The following is a 17,588-nucleotide window of genomic DNA, read 5'->3' on the forward strand; positions in this document are numbered from 1 at the left end:
CAATGGCCAGAAAAACGCTTCGGACTATTATTTGCGGCGTACCCGCAGGAACGCTCATGCAAGATGAGAGCGGTCTAGTCAGTTTTGCCTACGATCAAGATTATGACGGACCAGCCCTATCGACCAACATTCCCGTATCAAATCGCACATACGGCCAACAGGTCATGAATCCGTACTTGTTTGGCCTTCTGCCCGACAGCGAGGACCAACGAAAAGCGATTGCCGCCGAATTCGACGCCAGGCCCAATAATCCCGTTGCGCTGCTCAGCCATATCGGACTCGACTGTCCGGGCGGAGTGCAGTTTTGCGCCGAAGAAGATATCGACGCCGCCTTGCATCGCACTGGCGAATACCGCCCTATAGACGACCACGAGATTGCCTTGCGCCTCAAGTCGATCAGGGATGACCGCGAGGCATCGTGGATGGGCCTAGATGAAAGTTGGTCACTTGGAGGCAACCAGGGCAAGTTCGCACTCGCGCTCATAGACGGTCGCTGGTGCGAATGCGTAGGTTCCTCGCCCACGACGCATATTTTCAAAAATGGCGTTATCGGATTTAAACTTGAAGCTCTTAATGAGTTTGTCTGCATGAAAAGCGCCCAGCGCGCGGGTATCGCAACGGCGAACGTTGAGTATCGCTTATTTGAGGACGAACCCGCCCTCATTGTTGAACGCTATGACCGTGTGAAAGCCAAAGACGGAACAATCATGCGTCTACACCAAGAAGACCTCTGTCAGGCCCTTGGAGTGATGCCCGCTCAAAAGTACACGGCAGACGGTGGCCCGACCGCACGCGACATTCAGGAACTCCTCGTCAACACGAGCCATCATCAACTTAACCTGTATCTGTTTACGCAGATACTTTTCTTTAACGCCATCATCGGCGCACCGGACGCGCATGCGAAGAACTATTCCCTGCTTCTTGGAAACGGCAGCACAGCTATGATGGCCCGTATGTATGACGTTGCATCGGGGCTGGCATACGAACGCATGCGGCGAAAAGCGCGCCTTGCCATGAGCGTTGGCGGCGAAAATCGTGTGGGGCGCATCGGTCCAGGCGCTATCCGCCGATACCACGGTATGGGCGACCCCGCGCTGGAGGCGGCGCTCACCGATGCCGGGCTATCCGAGAAGTTTTGCTTTGCGACCATGATGGACCTCGCCTACGAGGTACCCATTTGCATGGAAGAGGTCATGGACGAATACGCCGACCTGCCCGGCATGGCGGACCTGCGCGAGCATATGCTCGGCCCCGTCTGCGAAAACTGCCAGCGCACCCTCGACCTCATCAAGGCGGATATGGGCTAGGTGTCCGTAATCTCCCATTTCCCAAAAGAAGAGAGGAGGCACCCGTCGCAAAAGCTCGGGTGCCCCCTCTCATAATGTCATTTGCAATCCACCAGCACGTGGCTCGGACTGCTGCTAGCGCAACCTTTACGCAGCGAGGCGCTTGAGGACGTCGATGAGCAGCTCGTAGAAGCGCTCGGCAGAAGCGAGCTCCATGCTCTCGTCCGGGGTGTGGACATCGGAGAGCGTCGGGCCCACGGCGATGGCGTCCAAGCCGTGCAGGGCCTCGGCAAACAGGCCGCACTCAAGGCCGGCGTGAATGGACTCGATGCGCAGCTCGGAACCAAAGAGCTCGCGATAGCTCTCGACGAAGACGTCGCGGACCGGCGAATGCTCGGCATAGCTCCAGCCGGGATACTCGAACTCGAACTTGGCGTCGAATCCCAGGACATCGGCCAGCGTCTGCAGGCGGTCCTTGAACTCGTTCTGCAGCGAGGTGATCGAGGAGCGCGGGGACAGCATGATCTTGACCTCGTCGTCAGAGGTGGCAACCACGCCGATGTTGGAGGAAACCTCGACGGAGCCGTCGGTGGCGACGTTGCGGCGAATCACACCGTTGGGGGCAAGACGCAGGGCGCGGATGAGGGCAAGCGCGGACTTCTGGTCCATGGCCTCGACCTCGGCGTCGTCGGCAATCTCGACGGTGCAGGTAAAGCCGGGGTCGAAGACCTCAAGCTCGGCGGTGACGTCGGCGATGATGCCCCTTGCGATCTGGGCCGCGGCCTCGGCTGCAGCGTGGTCGGCGTAGACCAGCTCGGCCTTGCACTCACGGTTGATGGCGTTGTCCTTGGTGCCGCCGTTAAAGCTAACGATGGCGGGCTCGCCGGCGACCATCAGGCGGTCGATGATGCGGGCCATGATGAGGTTGCCGTTGCCGCGCTCCAGGTGGATATCGCTGCCGGAGTGGCCGCCCAGCAGGCCGGAGATGTCGAGCGTGAGGGTGCTACCGGTCTTGTGCTCGCGCGCGATCGGGCAGGTGTAGGTAACGACGACGCCGCCGGCACAGCTGACGGTGGCAACGCCCTCTTCCTCGGAGTCGAGGTTAATCATGGTGCGGGCGCTAATCTGGGACTTGTCGAGCGTCTCGGCGCCGACCAGGCCAGTCTCCTCGTCGGTGGTGAACACGCACTCGAGGGCGGGGTGAATGATCGAATCGTCATCGAGAACAGTGAGCATCAGAGCGACGGCAATACCGTTGTCGGCGCCCAGCGTGGTGCCGTTAGCGGTGAGGACGCCGTCCTTGACGACCAAGTCGATACCATCAGTCGTAAAGTCGTGCTCGACGGAACCCAGCTTGTCGCACACCATGTCGATGTGGCCCTGCAGCATCACGGTCGGGGCATTCTCGGCGCCGGCAGACGCGGGCTTGCGAATGATAACGTTGTAGACCTCGTCCTGGTACACATCGAGACCGCGCTCCTTGGCAAACGCGACCAGGAAATCGCTGATGCCCTTCTCGTTGCCAGACCCACGGGGGATCGCGCTGACCTCCTCAAAGAAATGGAACAGCTGGGCGGGCTCGTAGCCGGTAATCTTGTAGTCCATGGTGCCTCCTTGGCGCAACTGGTTAGACAGTAAGACATGCGACTTGTATATTCCCAGACTTTGCGTGCATAAACCAGTCGAAAACGCCGAGCGCCCTCGCATCATCGGCTAACGGTGGACCGCATAGCGTAACGGTCACAACTTCCGCAGCTCTACAAATCGAGGCGCCCTTTCCGGAGCGCCTCGATTGCGCGTATCAAATTGTCGCCACGCCCTACAGCGCGCCAGAGCCGGCTTGCATCATGCCGCCGGGGCCCGAGGTCACGCCGCCGCTCACGGGCGCGGCGTTGCCGGTGTGCGGTGCCGCCGGGGCGGTATCGCCACCGAGCGTGCCCGCCGGACGCGGTGCCGGGATCTCGCCCGTGCCGTGGCTAAAGACAAACTTGCCGTCGGCCACGTCGCACAGGACGGTATCGCCCTCGCCCCACTCGCCGGCCAGCAGCTCCTCGGACAGCGGGTCCTCGATGAGCTTTTGGATGGCGCGGCGCAGCGGACGCGCGCCGTTGGTGAGGTCGGTGCCCTCGGCCACGATCTTGTCGTAGGCTGCATCGGTGAGCTTGATATTCATGCCATTGGCGATCAGGCGCTGACGCAGGTCGTCCACCAGCAGGTGCGCGATCTTGGTCAGGTTCTCGCCCGAAAGCTTCTGGAACACCACGATGTCGTCGATACGGTTGAGCAGCTCGGGGCGGAACAGGCGCTTGAGCTCGCCCATCGCGCGACCACGGATCTCACTCGAGGTGAGGCCCTGCTCGCCGGTGGTGCCAAAGCCAACGCTCGCATCCTGCGCGATCTCGCGGGCGCCCACGTTTGACGTCATGATGATCACCGTATTGCGGAAGTCGACCGTCTTGCCCTGGCTATCGGTCAGACGGCCCTCCTCCAACACCTGCAGCAGGATATTGAAGATGTCGGGGTGCGCCTTCTCGATCTCGTCGAACAGCACGACCGAGTACGGGTGACGACGAACGGCCTTGGTGAGCTGGCCGCCCTCGTCGTGGCCCACATAGCCCGGGGGGCTACCGATGAGCTTGGAGACCTCGAACTCACTGCCAAACTCCGACATATCGAAGCTGATGAGCGCATCCTTGCTGCCAAAGAGATACTCGGCGAGCGTCTTGGCGAGCTCGGTTTTGCCCGTGCCGGTGGGGCCCAGGAAGATAAAGCTGCCGCCGGGGCGACGCGGGTCCTTGAGCGGCGAGCGGCTGCGGCGCACGGCCTTGGCAACGGCCTCGACGGCCTCGTCCTGACCGATGATGCGCGTCTTGAGCACGCTTTCGGCCTGCAGCAGGCGGCGGCTCTCGCTCTCGGTGAGCGAGGACACCGGCACGCCCGAGGTCACGGACACGATGTCGGCAATCTGGGAGACATCGATGGTGAGCGGGCTGGCGTCGAGCTCGGCCGTCCAGGCAGCCTTGGCCTCGGCGAGCTCAATCTCGGCAGCCTTTTGCTGCTCGGTGATCTCGGCGGCCTTGTTCATGTCGTCGCTCTCGGTGGCCTCCTGCGCGGCGGCCTTAAGCTCCTCCACGCGATGCTCGGCCTCGCGCACCGGCTCGGGCGCGCGGTTGGCGGCGATGCGGGCGCGGGCACCGGCCTCGTCGATGAGGTCGATGGCCTTATCGGGCAGGAAGCGATCCTGGATGTAGCGGTCGGAGAGGTTCGCGGCGGCCTCGATAGCACCCTGCGTATAGCGCACATGGTGGTGCTCCTCGTAGCGCGGCTTGAGCGCGGTCAGGATCTTGACCGTGTCCTCGACGCTCGGCTCCTCGACATCGATGGTCTGGAAGCGACGCTCGAAGGCCGGGTCCTTGGTGAGGTACTTGCGGAATTCCTCGGCCGTGGTGGCACCGATAATCTGAAAGGCACCGCGCGCGAGCACGGGTTTGAGCATGGAGCTCGCGTCGATGGAGCCCTCGGCAGAACCGGCACCGATGATGGTGTGCATCTCGTCGATAAACAGGATGACGTCGTCGGCTTCGGTGGCCTCCTGAATCACGTTCTTGAGGCGCTCCTCAAACTCGCCGCGATACTTGGCGCCCGCCACGAGGCCCGGCAGGTCGAGCGTCCAGATATTCTGGTTCATGAGGTTCTCGGGCACGTTGCCGGCTGCAATCTGCTGAGCCAGGCCCTCGACGATGGCCGTCTTGCCCACGCCGGGGTCGCCCAGAATGAGCGGGTTGTTCTTGGTGCGGCGCGAAAGAATTTCCATCATACGCTGGACTTCCTTTTCGCGACCAATTACAGGGTCGAGCTCGCCGTCGCGCGCCTTCTGCGTGAGGTTGGTCGCGAACTGCTTAAGCGTATCGGTGCCACCCCCCTTTTGCTGAGAGGTATCCGAGCCGCTAAAGAACGGCAGGCCCGCACCGGGACGACCAGCACCGGCGCCGGCGAGCGGACGCTTCTTGTCCTGGTCCTTGGCGGTGAGTTTCTCGATAGCCTTTTTGATGGAGGCGGACGACACACCCAGGCGCATGAGGATGTCCATGGCCATGCCGTTGCCCTCTTCGACGATACCGATCAGCAAGTGCTCGGTCGACACGTAGGTCTGGTTGTTCTCGCGCGCCACGCGGAATGAACGCTCCATCACGCTAATGACGAGCGGCGTAAAGGCGAGCTTGGCCGCCTCGGTCTCCTCACTGGGCTCGGGAACCGTGGTCTGGACCTCTTTGAGAGTATCCATGATGTCATCATAGGAGATGTCGAGCGAACGCAGCGCCTCGGCGGCAATGCCCTCGTCCTCCTTGGCAAGCGCGAGCAGCAGGTGCTCGGTGCCCACCTTATTTGAATGAAGATCGAGCGCTTCTTGCTTGGCCATGGACATGACCTTACGCGCACGATCGGTAAAACGGTCTAACATGCTAGTTCCTCTTAGACGAGCTAGTTTTTTCAAACGCAAAGCGCCGCCCCGCGGCAGCGCTTTGGTCTCTTTACCCATATGGAGTATATGTTAACAGCTGGAGGAATATCTATAAACCCGGCTCACATGAATGCAGGTTATGACCGCATCGCGGGACTCACCGCGCGATGCGCGACGGGCGCCCCGCAAGAGAAACCCTAGACGTCTTTCACCACGTCGGGACTCGTCGCACGCGATGCGCGATAGGCATCGGCCTCCTTGGAGACGCGTTCGAGCAGCTCGGATGTATCGACGCCCTCGACTTGCGCGACCGTTTCAACCGTCTGCATGGCGACCGCCCTCAGGTACGCGCACGCGCTGTCCCCCAGCTGCTCGAGGTCTATCTCCTCGCCGCCCTCCCGGGCAAAGCCGACCGCCATCACAAAGCCCATGATGCCCGAGACCAGAAAGCCCACCGCAAAGCTCGAATCTGCCTTGAGCTCTTCTCCGTCGGGGTGGACGATCTCTCTCACGCGGTCGATGATGATCGTATGGATGCCCTGCACGACCTGCTCGGCGGCACCCGCCCTCATGGTGATGACGATGCGCCGCAGCAGGCAGCGGACGTCGCGCCGGTCGAACGCCGAAAGGTCGCCCTCGCTCGAAAAATGCCAGAGGGCATCGGTGATAAGCTCGTTATCCTGCAGCAGCTGGGTCATGGCGATGGCGACGAGTTCATCGAAATCGTGAAAATAGTAGTAAAACGTTCCGCGATTGCACTGGGCGGCGCGGGTCACCTCGCCAACCGACAGCTCGAAGATGCTGTTGTTCTCGATGAGCTCCCAAAACGCCTCGATGATACGGGTGCGCGCATCGGGCGCATCGGCGTCCTTACGCGGTCTCGCCATGCGCCTCACCGCACCCCTGCGCCTTGGCGTTCATGATGAGCATCTGAAGACGGTTCTCCACGTTGGCGAAGCTCACGTCGGGATCGTAGTCGAGCGGCAGGAACTGCGCCGTGGGATACTGCTCCTTGAGCGCATGGATGAGCCCGCGCCCCACGACATGGTTGGGCAGACACCCGAACGGCTGCAGGATCACGAAGTTGCGGCAGCCGCGCTTGGCGTGCTCGAGGATCTCCGCCGGAATCAGCACGCCCTCGCCCGCATCGAACGTATGGTGCAGGATCTTATCGCTCGCGCGCACGAGCTCGGGCATGCGCGTCGGCGGCTCGTAGAGCGGGCTCGCCGCGCCCAAGCGGTCGCAACGGTCGTGCGCGAGCTCGAACAGGTTGTCCGCCGTGGCGTACCAGGCCTTTTCGGGCAGCGACAGGTCGACGTGGAACTCGCGCGACTGCGCATGCTTGTAGAAATAGGTCTTGCGGATCACGTCGGTCATGCGCGCCTCGATGACCTCGAGCCCGTTGTCCTCGAGGTAGCGCTCGATCTCGTGGTTGGCGCCGAGATGGAAATTGAGCAGGTACTCGCCCACGATGAGAACGGTCGGATGCGGGTTCGAGCGGTCGTACGGAACGGCGTCCATGATCGCAAGCGCGCGTTTGAAGCCCGTCGCCTGGCCTCTCAGCCCGGAGCGCTCCATGCCCTCGATAACCTCATCGAGCGCGCGGTCGAACGCAGCGTCCGCCGCGCCCTTCTCGAGCTCGTAGGGACGGATGCGCCTAAGCATGGCCTCGAGGGCATCGATCATGGGAAGACCGTAGGCGATCTGGATGCTCGGGCCAAGGCCGAGCTTGAAGCCCGGATGCGCATTGTGGGCATCGACGTCGTCGTTGGTGAGCACCGGGACATAGTCGTATCCCGCGTCGTCGAGCGCGCGGCGCAGCAGGGGCATGTAGTGCGTCAGGCGGCAGTCGCCGATATACTTGCCAGTCACCACGGCGACGTCGTGCGGGTCGTACTTACCGCTCTCGAGTGCCGCGAGCGCCTCGCCGATCACGATTTGCGCGGGGAAGCAGATGTCGTTGTGCACATAGCGTTTGCCCAGGCGGATGGCATCCTCGCGCCCGATATCAAGGGCCTCGGCGCGCACGCCCTGATTGCGCATCGCCGCGGTCATGAGCCTGCAGAACGCATGGGAGGTGTTGGGGACCAGCGCGATCTTGTCGTGCCGGTCGCGCTTGGTGTACTTGACCTTATACGGGTCGTCGAGCGGATGGACCGCGTGCACCCGGGCGCCCTCGGCACGCTCCTCCGCGCGACGACGGTTGACCGACTCGATAAACGAACGCACGCGAATGCCCATGGGACCGGCGACGTCGCTCTCATCGAGCTTGATCATCATCGGAACCTTGGAGCCCATCTCGCCCATCATGCGCGCGATCTCGTCGGTGAGATACGCATCGTGGCCGCAGCCGAAGCTGCCCATCTGCACGAGCTCGAGCTCGGGCGTCGATGCGACGATGACCGCGCACGACAGCATGCGCGCATGGTAGTTGTTCACGATGTCGATGCGGCTGTTGGAAAGATCGACGTTGCAGACCCCCGGCACCGCATCGGGCGTCAGCACGGGGATGCCGCGCTCAGAGAAGAGCTTGGGCAGCCCGTGGTTGACCAGCGGGTCGTTGTGGTACGGGCGCGAAGCGATCACCACCGCGTAGCCGCCGTCCTCGCGCACGTTCTCGAGCACCTGCCCGCCGCGCAGCTGCAGCTGGTTCTCAAACGTCTGCTGCGCGCGGTCCGCCTGCTCGGTCGCCTTGGCAACCAGGTCGGCATCGATATCGAAGGTCTCCTTGCACCACGCCTTGAGCTGGCGGTTTCGGTCGCCCTCGTCGTACCAGTGGAACAGCGGCGTATCGAACGGAACGCCGAAACGCTCCTCCGGGTTATCGGAATTGCGCATCACGTAGGGGTATCCCTTTACGACGGCGCACATCCACTCGCTGGTAGAGGCGGTGTTTTCGGTGGGCACCGTCGTGATGATGGGCATGAAGATGCGGTCGACGCCGGCGTCGACGAGATTGCGGATGTGCCCGTGGACGAGCTTGGCCGGGAAGCACACGGTGTCGGATGTGACGTGCGCCAGACCACGCTCGTACATCGCCTTGGTGCTGCGTCCCGAGACGCGCACCTTAAAGCCGAGCGTGCTGAAGAACGTCGACCAGAACGGCATGGTGTCCCAGAACTCGAGCACACGGGGAATGCCGATCGTGACATCGCGCCCCCCGCAGACGGGAACCGTGGGGTACGACTCGAACAGCAGCTTCTCGCGGTCGACAAAGAGATTGGGGGCAGCCGCGGTCCGGTCGCGCCCCGTGCCGGGTGCCTGTGCCTCGCAAGCACCCTGCGGACGCAGCTCCTCCGCCGCGGGAACCTCGCGCACGAGCTCATCCCATGAGATGGCGCCGCCGCGCGGGCAGCGATTGCCCGTGACGTAAAGCGAGCCGTCGCCAAATGCCACGACCGCGCGCTGGCAGCGGTTGTTGCACCGACGGCAGGTAACGCCGCCGAACTCGCGATGCTCGAAGCGCTCCACGGCATCGAGCCCGATAAACGACGTGCCGGCGTCGCCCTTGCGGCATTCCTCGCGCGCGAGCAGGGCGATACCGATAGCGCCCATCAGCCCCGGGTGGGGCGCACGCGTGACGGGTTTGCCCAGATACTGCTCGAATGCGCGCAGCACCGCGTCGTTTCGGAACGTGCCGCCCTGGACGACGACTTTGTCGCCCAGACGGTTGAGATTTGAAACGCGAATGACCTTGGTGAACACGTTCTCGATAATCGAACGGCAGAGACCGGCCATGATGTCACCCGGACCCTTACCGCGCCGCTGCTCGGAAACGACGCTGCTGTTCATGAACACCGTGCAGCGGCTGCCGAGAACGGCGGGGGCTTTGGACGAAAATGCCTCGGTCGCGATATCCTCAACGGCTATTCCGAGGTTTTTGGCAAAACCCTCGAGGAACGAGCCGCAGCCCGCAGAGCACGCCTCGTTGACGACGATATCGGTCAGCACGCCGTGGTTGAGCCAGATGGCCTTCATATCCTGTCCGCCGATGTCGAGCACGAAGGTCGCATCGGGAACGCATGCGCACGCGGCGCGGGCGTGCGCGACCGTCTCGACCGTATGGTAGTCGGCGTGGAACGCGCGCGCGAAAAGCTCCTCGCCGTATCCCGTGGTGCCCACGGCATCGATCGCAAGCGTGACTCCCGCTGTCTCCCAGCGGTTCTTCAAGCTGACAAGACCCTGTTGGGCGACGTCGAGCGGTCTGCCGTTATTAGACGCGTAGAACGAATCGACAAGCTCACCCGCCTCATCGACCAGGGCAAACTTGGTCGTCGTGCTCCCCGAATCGATACCGAGCGCCACACGCACCGTCTCTCCGGGCGCATACGCATCCGGACCCTTTGCCGGCGTCTCTTTGCCATGGCGTGCCGTAAAATCCGCCTGCTCGGCAGGTGTGGCAAAAAAGGGCTGGGCAAGACGTCCCTCCCCGCTTGCGGGCGCGACCGTCTCGAGCTTATCCAGCCGGACAAAAGCGTCGGGAAGGTCGATCGGTTGGGACGATGCGAACATGTCGGTCAGCGACAGGGCGGCACCGCGCGCGACCATGATCTGCGGATCGCGCGGGACGATAACCTGATCGTCCGATAGATTCAGTTGCTCCCGGAACACGCGGACCAGCGTGGGGTTGTAGGCGAGCGTACCGCCCTCGAAGATTACCGGCGGCTCGATGTCGATACCCTGGGCCAGACCGCCGATCGTTTGGCGGGCGACCGCGTGAAGCGCCGAAAGCGCCAGGTCGGTGGTAGGAATGCCCTCGTTGAGCAGCGGCTGGATATCGGTCTTTGCGTACACGCCGCAGCGGCCCGAGACCTCGTGGACGGTCGTTCCCCGGCTTGCGAGCTGCTCGAACTCGCCCGATTCGGTGCCGACCCCCATGAGCTTTGCCATCTCGTCGATAAATGCACCGGTACCGCCTGCGCACGAGCCGTTCATGCGCATGTCGGCAACCTCGATGTCTCCCTTATCGTTGGTGCGGAAGAAGATCATCTTGGCGTCTTGGCCGCCCAGCTCGATGGCGCAGCGCGTCTGCGGATAGAACCTGCTGATCGCGAGCGCGTTGGCGACCACCTCCTGAACGTACGAGGCGCCCAGCGCGGTCGCGATATCGCGCGCACCCGAGCCGGTCACCGCAACGCGCAGCGACTCATGGGGAAAGCGCTCGGCGAGCTCGCCGAGCATGGCGCGCGCGCTCGCTGTCTGACACGCCCCGTGGCGGCGATATCCCCACCACGCCTCGGTCATATCCTCGTGCATCGCGTAAACTTTGGTCGTCGTCGACCCTACGTCCAGTCCTACTAGCAACGCCATAATGCTCCGTCTCTCGCATTTTTCCCGCTAGAGATATACCACTCTACGTAATACAACAGACTGTTGTATTTAAACTCCGTATAAAAAGCGGCTGCCGAAACGCTTCAGCAGCCGCCGAATGCACCAACAGATTGTTCTGCGCGCTAGCACGTCGGGCAACGGAGCAGCACGGGCCCTTCGGTCATGCGCACCGCTCACGCCCGCGATGTCGCCGAGAGAGCTATCCACGCTTAGGGCTCCAACCAAGCAAGTCGCCCGCGCTCAGCAGATCCCTAAGCGAGCTACTCGCACTCAGGAGCCATAGCCTGCTCCAAGAGCTCGGCATGCTCCTCCTCGAAAACCGTCCCCACAGGGAAGGCGCGACGGAAGACGAAGTGGGAAATCGGACCGGCTACCAAAAGGTTCCACGGCAGCGCCATCACAAAATTATGCGGGATGTTGATCATCCAGATCGCGGGCACGGAATACAGGTTCGCAAGGATGCCGCCGGGCATGTGCGTCAGACCCTCGCAGGCACCGTACAGCGACATGATGATGACCATGGGAACGACCATGCAGGAGCTGACGGCGAGCGTCATGGCAAGTGGCGAGCTCTTGCCCGGCGTGACCAAGTACTTAAAGGCGAAACCCTTGGCGAGCGGGCTGGCGACGAACCAGTCGCAGCACATGGCAAAAATGTAGGCAATGGGGAAGCCGAGCCACGCAGCGGCAACAACCTCGCCGTTGATGGCCCCGTGCTGCAGGGCAACGTTGTAGATGCTCATCCAGAGCACCATGCAAAAGCACATGATAAAGGTGAACAGCAGGCTCTCTCGTTTGTTGATAGGCATAAAGGGCAGATTCCTTTCTGTGTTGCGTCGCGGCACCGCCAACAAAAACGGGCGGGCGAGATGGAGTTACTGGGACTTCATCTCGCCCGCCCGTGTTACGCGCGTCTGCGACTACTTATGTGGTGGAACCAGCCTAGCACGAAACGCATGCGCTTCGTAAGCGTTGAGTTTATGAAGATGCAGGGCACCGATAATCCCCCGACCCCATAAGTTGCGGTGGAATACGGACTGTTTTGACCCTTTAAGCAGCAATTCAGTCCCTATTTCACCGCAACTCATTGGGGGTGCAAAGTAATCTGTCCCCCTTGTACCAATTAGCTGGTGTGGCGCCAGCGAGGGTCGGTGAGCGTACGCGCCACACCCAGTCCAACGGGCAGAAACGCTACGATGAGCACTGCGCGCACAAACCAGCCGAGCATATTGACCGTGTCGAAGGTGCACATGTAATACATCGAGCGATACAGATACAAGCCCGGCACCATAATGACAATCGAAGGCACCGTGAGGGCGATGCGCGGGTAGGTGAGCTTGACTTCAGCCAAGCTTGCGAGCAGCCCCGATACCAGCGCGCCGATAAACGCTGCTGCCTCGGGAGGCATTCCCGTGCTGAGGCCCAGGAAGGGAATCATCGTCGGCGCATCGACAAGGGTCAGACGCAGGGTATTGGACACGGCGCCGATCAACCCAGCTGCCGCGGCCATCTTTACCGGGCTGTTGAACATCACCGAGAAGCCGAATACGCCAACGAAGCTCATCACCACGCGCAGGAGCGTAAGGGCAAGCGGCGAAAGGCCCAGTGGGGCAAAGTCGTCCGGCGCCAGGCCAACACACTCGGCAACCATCCAACCTACGAGGGTCGCCATCACAATAATCGATACGGCATATGAAAGGCGCTCGATACCGCTTCGCATGTCGAGCTTAGCGATGTCGAGGCCTGCCGTAATGAGTGGAAAGCCGGGAATCACAAAGAGCATGGCGCCGATATAGCCTTCTTGGTGCGACATTGCCCCCGGTATGACCTGGCCAAGGCCGAGCAATGCCAGCAGATACGAAACGCAAGCGAGCGCAACGCCGGTCGTCAGCGCGCTGAACTGACCAAGGCCTTGCTTGAGAATATGGGAGCGGGCAAAGTTGCCGACACCCGCGCCCACAAACGCGCAGGCCATCTCGATAGGGCCGCCGCCGAGCAAAAAGACGAAGGCGCCGCAAGCACAAGCTGCCGCAAGGCCCTGTTGCCAGGGAGAGTAATCGGGTTTTGAACTCTCAACGGTCTTGAGCATCTCGTGGTATTCGTGCACGGTAAACCGGCGCCCATACGTCTCGATTTCCTTTAAGAAGCTCTCCATCATCCAAATGCGATGGGTATTGACTCCCGTTGTGGGCAGGCTGACAACCTCGTTAAAGCAGTGGCCATCTTCGATGCAGGTGCACTCAAACGACAGAAGACTTAAGTCAACGTGGATGGTGACACCGAGTACGGCGGCAACACGATTCATGGTATCGCGCACGCGCCAGGCACCCGTTCCGCTTGCCAGCATAAGCATGCCGGTGCGGCAGATGATGGATGATTTATCGGTGAGCGGCGCATCGACGGCAAGCTCATCGCCTGCCGTCACGATCTGGTGCCAGTCAGTTTTCATATGGAGCGCGCCGGCACGAACGCCGTGGTGCATGGGGGCTCTCGAAAGCAGCGAGTCAAGGCGCGAAGGCTGTGGGGGCTCCGTTGATTCGTCCTCAACCTCATCAGTCTCTTCATCGACCAGATCAAAGGAATCAAGCGGCGCTGGCTCGCGACGGTCGATCAGCTCCTCGTCCTCATCATCAAAGTAATTGAACTGATCGAGCATGTCCTCTTCGATTGAACGCTCGCTCGCGTCGTCCATATAGACGCTCCCTTCCTACCGACTAACCCCCATCCTAGGCAGCAACGGCTAAAGGAAACATAAAAGAGACGGCTGTCATGCGAGCCATGTGCGCAATAGCCGTGGGTAGTCGTTTAATAACGTCCCCAATGACTACCAGTAACTCGACAAGGACTGTCCCCAAGTGCCGGCAGAAAAGGAACGTCCCTAAGTGCCAACCAGGGCAACACCGCAGATAGAGGACGGACAGACACTATGACCCAATCCGAGGGCACTAAAAAGATAGGAGCCCCCGCTCGTGACCGCGGGTCGGGGCTGCGACAATGATGTTGAAGTGCCATAGGCGCAGCCGCGCCGCAACGAGGTTGGGAGGCTCCCATGCCAAAGTATTCTACCGCGTTCGGGATGGACGTCCACCTGAGGTCGACCACCGTCTGCGCCCTCGACGCGGACACCGGCGAGGCCGTGACGAGGAGGTTCCCCGGCAACCCCTGGGGCGAGATCGCCGGGTGGATGGATGGGTTCCCCGGGCCGTCGCTCGCGGCCTACGAGAGCGGCTACCTCGGCTTCGCCCCGCAAAGGGAGCTCGCCGGGCTCGGCGTCGAGTGCGTCGTCGCCGCGGTCTCGAAGATCCCCAGGTCGGCCGCCGACTCGGCCTCCAAGAACGACAGGAACGACGCCGCCAGGATGGCCAAGGCGATACTCGCCCACGACATCTCCCCCGTATGGGTCCCCTCCCCCGAGGTCGAAGGCATCAGGGACCTCGCCGGCGCCTACGGCGGGGCGACCGCGCGCCTGGCGACCGCCAAGCAGCGGCTGCTCGCCTTCCTCGCAAAGCGGGGGTTCGTCTACGGCGGCACCACGCCCGCCGGCAACCCGAGGAAGTACTGGGCCTACGACTTCCTGAGGTGGCTCGACAAGGTCAGGCCGGAGGACGATGGCGGGGTTCGGACGCTCGCCGCCCTGAGGAACGAGGTCGAGGCCGCGGCGGAGGCCCGGGCGGACCTGCTCTCCGAGTACAGGGCCGCCGTGGATGCCAGCCCGATCGCCGCGGAGGTGGCCGCCCTCCAGTCGATCAAGGGCTGCGCCTTCGCGCTGGCCGCAGCCTTCTCGGCCGAGGTCGGCGACTTCACGAGGTTCCGTTCCGGAAGGCAGGTCACGGCCTATTTCGGCCTCGCGCCGAGTCAGAGGTCGAGTGGCGACTCCGTGCGGCTCGGAGGCATCAGCGGCGCGGGCAACGCGCTCGTGAGGAAGCTGGCCGTTGAGGGCTCATGGTGCTACGCCGCGGCACGGCACCAGCCGAAGCTCATGCCGAGGGACACGGGCGTGCCCCTCGAGATAAGGATGCACGGGAGGAAGGGGTCCGAGCGGCTCCTGCGGCGGCGCGAGGAGATGCTCGCCCGCGGCATGCCCGCGGCGAAGGCCAACGCGGCCACCGCGGCCGAGCTCGTGAGGTGGCTCTGGGCCCTCGGCGCGATGTGCCGGGAGGGCGCGGAATAGACATAGCCCCCGTCCCGGCGAGCCGGGCGGCCTTCGGGGATACCCCCTATTTCGCTGTGCGCGCGGAGCCCTCCGCATGCGCCTCGACAGACTTGGGGAACCCCGCCGAAGGAATGGAGTGCGGGCCGGCAGAACGGTATCCGCGGATATGAGACTGAGCCGAAGGCGTCGACGACATGCCGGGGGCGGACCGGGACGGGTTAACGGCAGGCCCCGCCGACCGATTGCAAGCGGTCGGCGGGGCCATTGTGGCTCTTGACAGCGGATTGGGTCATATGAGCGAAAGCCCGCCAGAGCGAGCAAGGTGCCTTCAAGAAAAATGGCGCCGCAGGTTGAGCATAAGTCAGACACTATGACCCAATCCAGGGGCACGGAAACGACAGGAGCCCCCGCTCGTGACCGCGGGTCGGGGCTGCGACAATGTTGTTGAAGTGCCAGAGGCGCAGCCGCGCCGCAACGAGGTTGGGAGGCTCCCGTGCCTAGATATTCTACCGCCTTCGGAATGGACGTACACCTCAGGTCCACCACCGTCTGCGCGCTCGACGCGGAGACGGGCGAGGCCGTGACGAGGAGGTTCCGCGGCAACCCCTGGGGCGAGGTCGCGGAGTGGATGTCGGGCTTCCCCGGCCCGTCGCTCGCCGCCTACGAGAGCGGCTACCTCGGCTTTGTTAGCGTCAATATAATTTTCACCATTTCCACCAACGCATTTTCGCCAATCGCGCCAACGCGGATACGCCGGATTCGCCAACGCGGATGTGCCGCTTTCGGCGCCTAGGCGCCCTCCTCCTTCCCGTCCTCACCGCCGATGGACACGTCCTTCAGGCGGTACGACCGGCCCGTTATCTTGATCATCGCGCAGTGGTGGCACAGCCTGTCGGCGACCGCCGAGGCCGTGACGTTGCTGCCGAACACGTCGCCCCACCTGCCGACCGGCACGTTGGTCGTGACGATCGTCGACCGCTTGAGCGCGTAGCGCCTGTTCACCAGCTGGAACAGCAGGTCGGCGCCCTCCTTCCCGATATCGAGGTAGCCCAGCTCGTCTATTATCAGCAGGCTGCAGTGCTCGTAGAACCGCATCCTGCGCGCCAGCGCCTCCTTCGCCGAGGCGTGCTTGAGGTCCTCGACCAGCCTCGAGCAGTCGGCGAAGTACACCTGCTTGCGGGCCATCACCGCCTCGTGGCCTATGGCTATCGACAGGTGGGTCTTGCCGACGCCCGGGCTGCCGACGAGCACGACGTTGTCGCCGCGGTCGACGAACTCGAGCGTGGCCAGCTGCTCGACCAGCCCGCGGGGCACGCTCGGCTGGAAACCCCAGTCGAAGTCGGCCAGCGTCTTTATGTAGGGGAAGTTGGCCATCCTCGTGCGGCGCTCGTCGTCGGCGCGCCGCTTGAGGGTTATCTGGGCGTCGGTGAGCTCGAGCATGGCGTCGACCAGGCTCTTCCTCCCGTCGGCGACGAGCCTGACGTACTCGGGCACCGACGACGCCATGCCCTCGAGCCCCAGCTCCTCGAGATTGGCCGCCAGGCGGTTGAGCGGGCTGGCCTGCACCGCGGCGCTCACAGCGAGCCCCCTATCGAGTCGAGCAGCCCGAGGTTGGCGGCGGCGGCCGCCTCGATGTCGCCGGCGGCGTCGCCGAACCAGCGCTTCCCGGCCATGGCCTCGGCGTAGTGCGCCGGGTCGTAGGCCGGCCCGCCCGCCACGTGCGTCGCCACCAGCTCGCCGCCGACGTAGCAGTCCATCGCGCCGCCGGGCATGCAGACGATGCGGGCGGGCCTGCCGATGCAGCGCCTGGGCACCGACATGGGCTCGCCGTGCGCGCTGACCAGCATCGTGGCCGGCACCCTGGCCACGCGCACCACGTCGCCCATCGCCTCCTCGAGGGCGCGGAGGTTGCCGACGGGCAGCAGCGCGTCCTTCTCCTCCATGAACAGCGCGGAGGGCGGCAGCCCCGTGGTCTCGTTGGGCTCGGAGTTGCTGGCGTCCTCGATCCGCGCGATGATCTCGTCGATGTCGTCCCAGCCGTCGAAGTCGCCCTGGTAGGCCGCGAGCCGCGACAGGAAGCGGTTCGACGACTCGACCTTGCCCTTGGTCTGGGGGCTGCGCGGGCGGCACAGCTTCAGCTCGAAGCCGGCGGCCTTGGCGAACTCGTATGCGCGCTGGACCTTGAGGCGCCTGCCGCCCTTGACCGTCACCAGGGCGGACATGTTGTCCGTGACCCACTCGCGGGGCACGCCGCCGAGCCTCGCGATCGTGGCGTACATGCACCTGACCAGGTCGTCGGTCGTCCTGGTCCCCGACCGGATGAATATGTGCCTGCGGGAATGGCCCAGCGTCGCCG

The 17,588-nt window shown here is 63.2% G+C and carries 11 protein-coding genes; 3 read left to right on the top strand and 8 right to left on the bottom strand.

Annotated features, from left to right (window positions below):
* The first annotated feature begins 2 nt into the window (after window positions 1-2).
* Entirely contained in the window at window positions 3-1,307 is a 1,305-nt protein-coding gene (locus tag AB5Z54_RS01200; RefSeq protein ID WP_138339589.1) for a type II toxin-antitoxin system HipA family toxin, read from the top strand.
* A gap of 126 nt (window positions 1,308-1,433) precedes the next feature.
* On the opposite strand, the gene AB5Z54_RS01205 is transcribed toward AB5Z54_RS01200, so the two are convergent.
* From AB5Z54_RS01205 to AB5Z54_RS01230, 6 genes are all read right to left on the bottom strand, one after another.
* Window positions 1,434-2,891: an aminoacyl-histidine dipeptidase gene (locus AB5Z54_RS01205; protein ID WP_368159762.1), complete on the bottom strand. Its 1,458-nt coding sequence runs from the start codon at window positions 2,889-2,891 to the stop codon at window positions 1,434-1,436.
* Between the two features lie 214 nt (window positions 2,892-3,105).
* Complete coding sequence (locus AB5Z54_RS01210; RefSeq protein ID WP_368159765.1) at window positions 3,106-5,748, bottom strand: ATP-dependent Clp protease ATP-binding subunit; 2,643 nt, start codon at window positions 5,746-5,748, stop codon at window positions 3,106-3,108.
* Window positions 5,749-5,945: 197 nt separating this feature from the next.
* Window positions 5,946-6,635, bottom strand: a complete 690-nt coding sequence (locus AB5Z54_RS01215; protein ID WP_138339585.1) for a TetR/AcrR family transcriptional regulator — start codon at window positions 6,633-6,635, stop codon at window positions 5,946-5,948.
* Window positions 6,619-11,058: an acyl-CoA dehydratase activase gene (locus AB5Z54_RS01220; protein ID WP_368159768.1), complete on the bottom strand. Its 4,440-nt coding sequence runs from the start codon at window positions 11,056-11,058 to the stop codon at window positions 6,619-6,621. The genes AB5Z54_RS01215 and AB5Z54_RS01220 overlap by 17 nt, the downstream gene beginning before the upstream one ends.
* 281 nt (window positions 11,059-11,339) lie before the next feature.
* Window positions 11,340-11,888: a DUF2798 domain-containing protein gene (locus tag AB5Z54_RS01225; protein ID WP_368159770.1), complete on the bottom strand. Its 549-nt coding sequence runs from the start codon at window positions 11,886-11,888 to the stop codon at window positions 11,340-11,342.
* Between the two features lie 314 nt (window positions 11,889-12,202).
* On the bottom strand, window positions 12,203-13,771 hold the full coding sequence (locus AB5Z54_RS01230) for a threonine/serine exporter family protein (protein WP_216596217.1): 1,569 nt from the start codon (window positions 13,769-13,771) through the stop codon (window positions 12,203-12,205).
* A 357-nt stretch (window positions 13,772-14,128) separates the two neighbouring features.
* Between AB5Z54_RS01230 and AB5Z54_RS01235 the strand changes: the two genes are divergently transcribed.
* Together AB5Z54_RS01235 and AB5Z54_RS01240 are read left to right on the top strand one after the other, a co-directional pair.
* On the top strand, window positions 14,129-15,250 hold the full coding sequence (locus tag AB5Z54_RS01235) for an IS110 family RNA-guided transposase (RefSeq protein ID WP_368159773.1): 1,122 nt from the start codon (window positions 14,129-14,131) through the stop codon (window positions 15,248-15,250).
* A 475-nt stretch (window positions 15,251-15,725) separates the two neighbouring features.
* Entirely contained in the window at window positions 15,726-16,025 is a 300-nt protein-coding gene (locus tag AB5Z54_RS01240; protein ID WP_368159775.1) for a hypothetical protein, read from the top strand.
* Here the strand turns inward: AB5Z54_RS01240 and istB are convergent.
* Window positions 16,022-16,810, bottom strand: coding sequence for an IS21-like element helper ATPase IstB (gene istB / locus AB5Z54_RS01245; RefSeq protein WP_368124232.1), 789 nt, complete (start codon window positions 16,808-16,810; stop codon window positions 16,022-16,024). The two genes, AB5Z54_RS01240 and istB, sit on opposite strands and share 4 nt — an antisense overlap.
* Window positions 16,807-17,588: transposase (locus AB5Z54_RS01250; protein WP_497007494.1), on the bottom strand; the 782-nt coding region annotated here is incomplete at its 5' end. The genes istB and AB5Z54_RS01250, both read right to left, overlap by 4 nt.

Source organism: Collinsella aerofaciens (assembly GCF_040910185.1).
Classification (GTDB): domain Bacteria; phylum Actinomycetota; class Coriobacteriia; order Coriobacteriales; family Coriobacteriaceae; genus Collinsella; species Collinsella aerofaciens_BF.

Excerpts from the sequence above, each read along its gene's own strand:
- AB5Z54_RS01215 (WP_138339585.1), bottom strand. The coding sequence starts at position 6,635 with ATGGCGAGACCGCGTAAGGACGCCGATGCGCCCGATGCGCGCACCCGT.
- AB5Z54_RS01220 (WP_368159768.1), bottom strand. The coding sequence starts at position 11,058 with ATGGCGTTGCTAGTAGGACTGGACGTAGGGTCGACGACGACCAAAGTT.
- AB5Z54_RS01205 (WP_368159762.1), bottom strand. The coding sequence starts at position 2,891 with ATGGACTACAAGATTACCGGCTACGAGCCCGCCCAGCTGTTCCATTTC.
- AB5Z54_RS01235 (WP_368159773.1), top strand. The coding sequence starts at position 14,129 with ATGCCAAAGTATTCTACCGCGTTCGGGATGGACGTCCACCTGAGGTCG.
- AB5Z54_RS01210 (WP_368159765.1), bottom strand. The coding sequence starts at position 5,748 with ATGTTAGACCGTTTTACCGATCGTGCGCGTAAGGTCATGTCCATGGCC.
- AB5Z54_RS01200 (WP_138339589.1), top strand. The coding sequence starts at position 3 with ATGGCCAGAAAAACGCTTCGGACTATTATTTGCGGCGTACCCGCAGGA.
- AB5Z54_RS01225 (WP_368159770.1), bottom strand. The coding sequence starts at position 11,888 with ATGCCTATCAACAAACGAGAGAGCCTGCTGTTCACCTTTATCATGTGC.
- AB5Z54_RS01230 (WP_216596217.1), bottom strand. The coding sequence starts at position 13,771 with ATGGACGACGCGAGCGAGCGTTCAATCGAAGAGGACATGCTCGATCAG.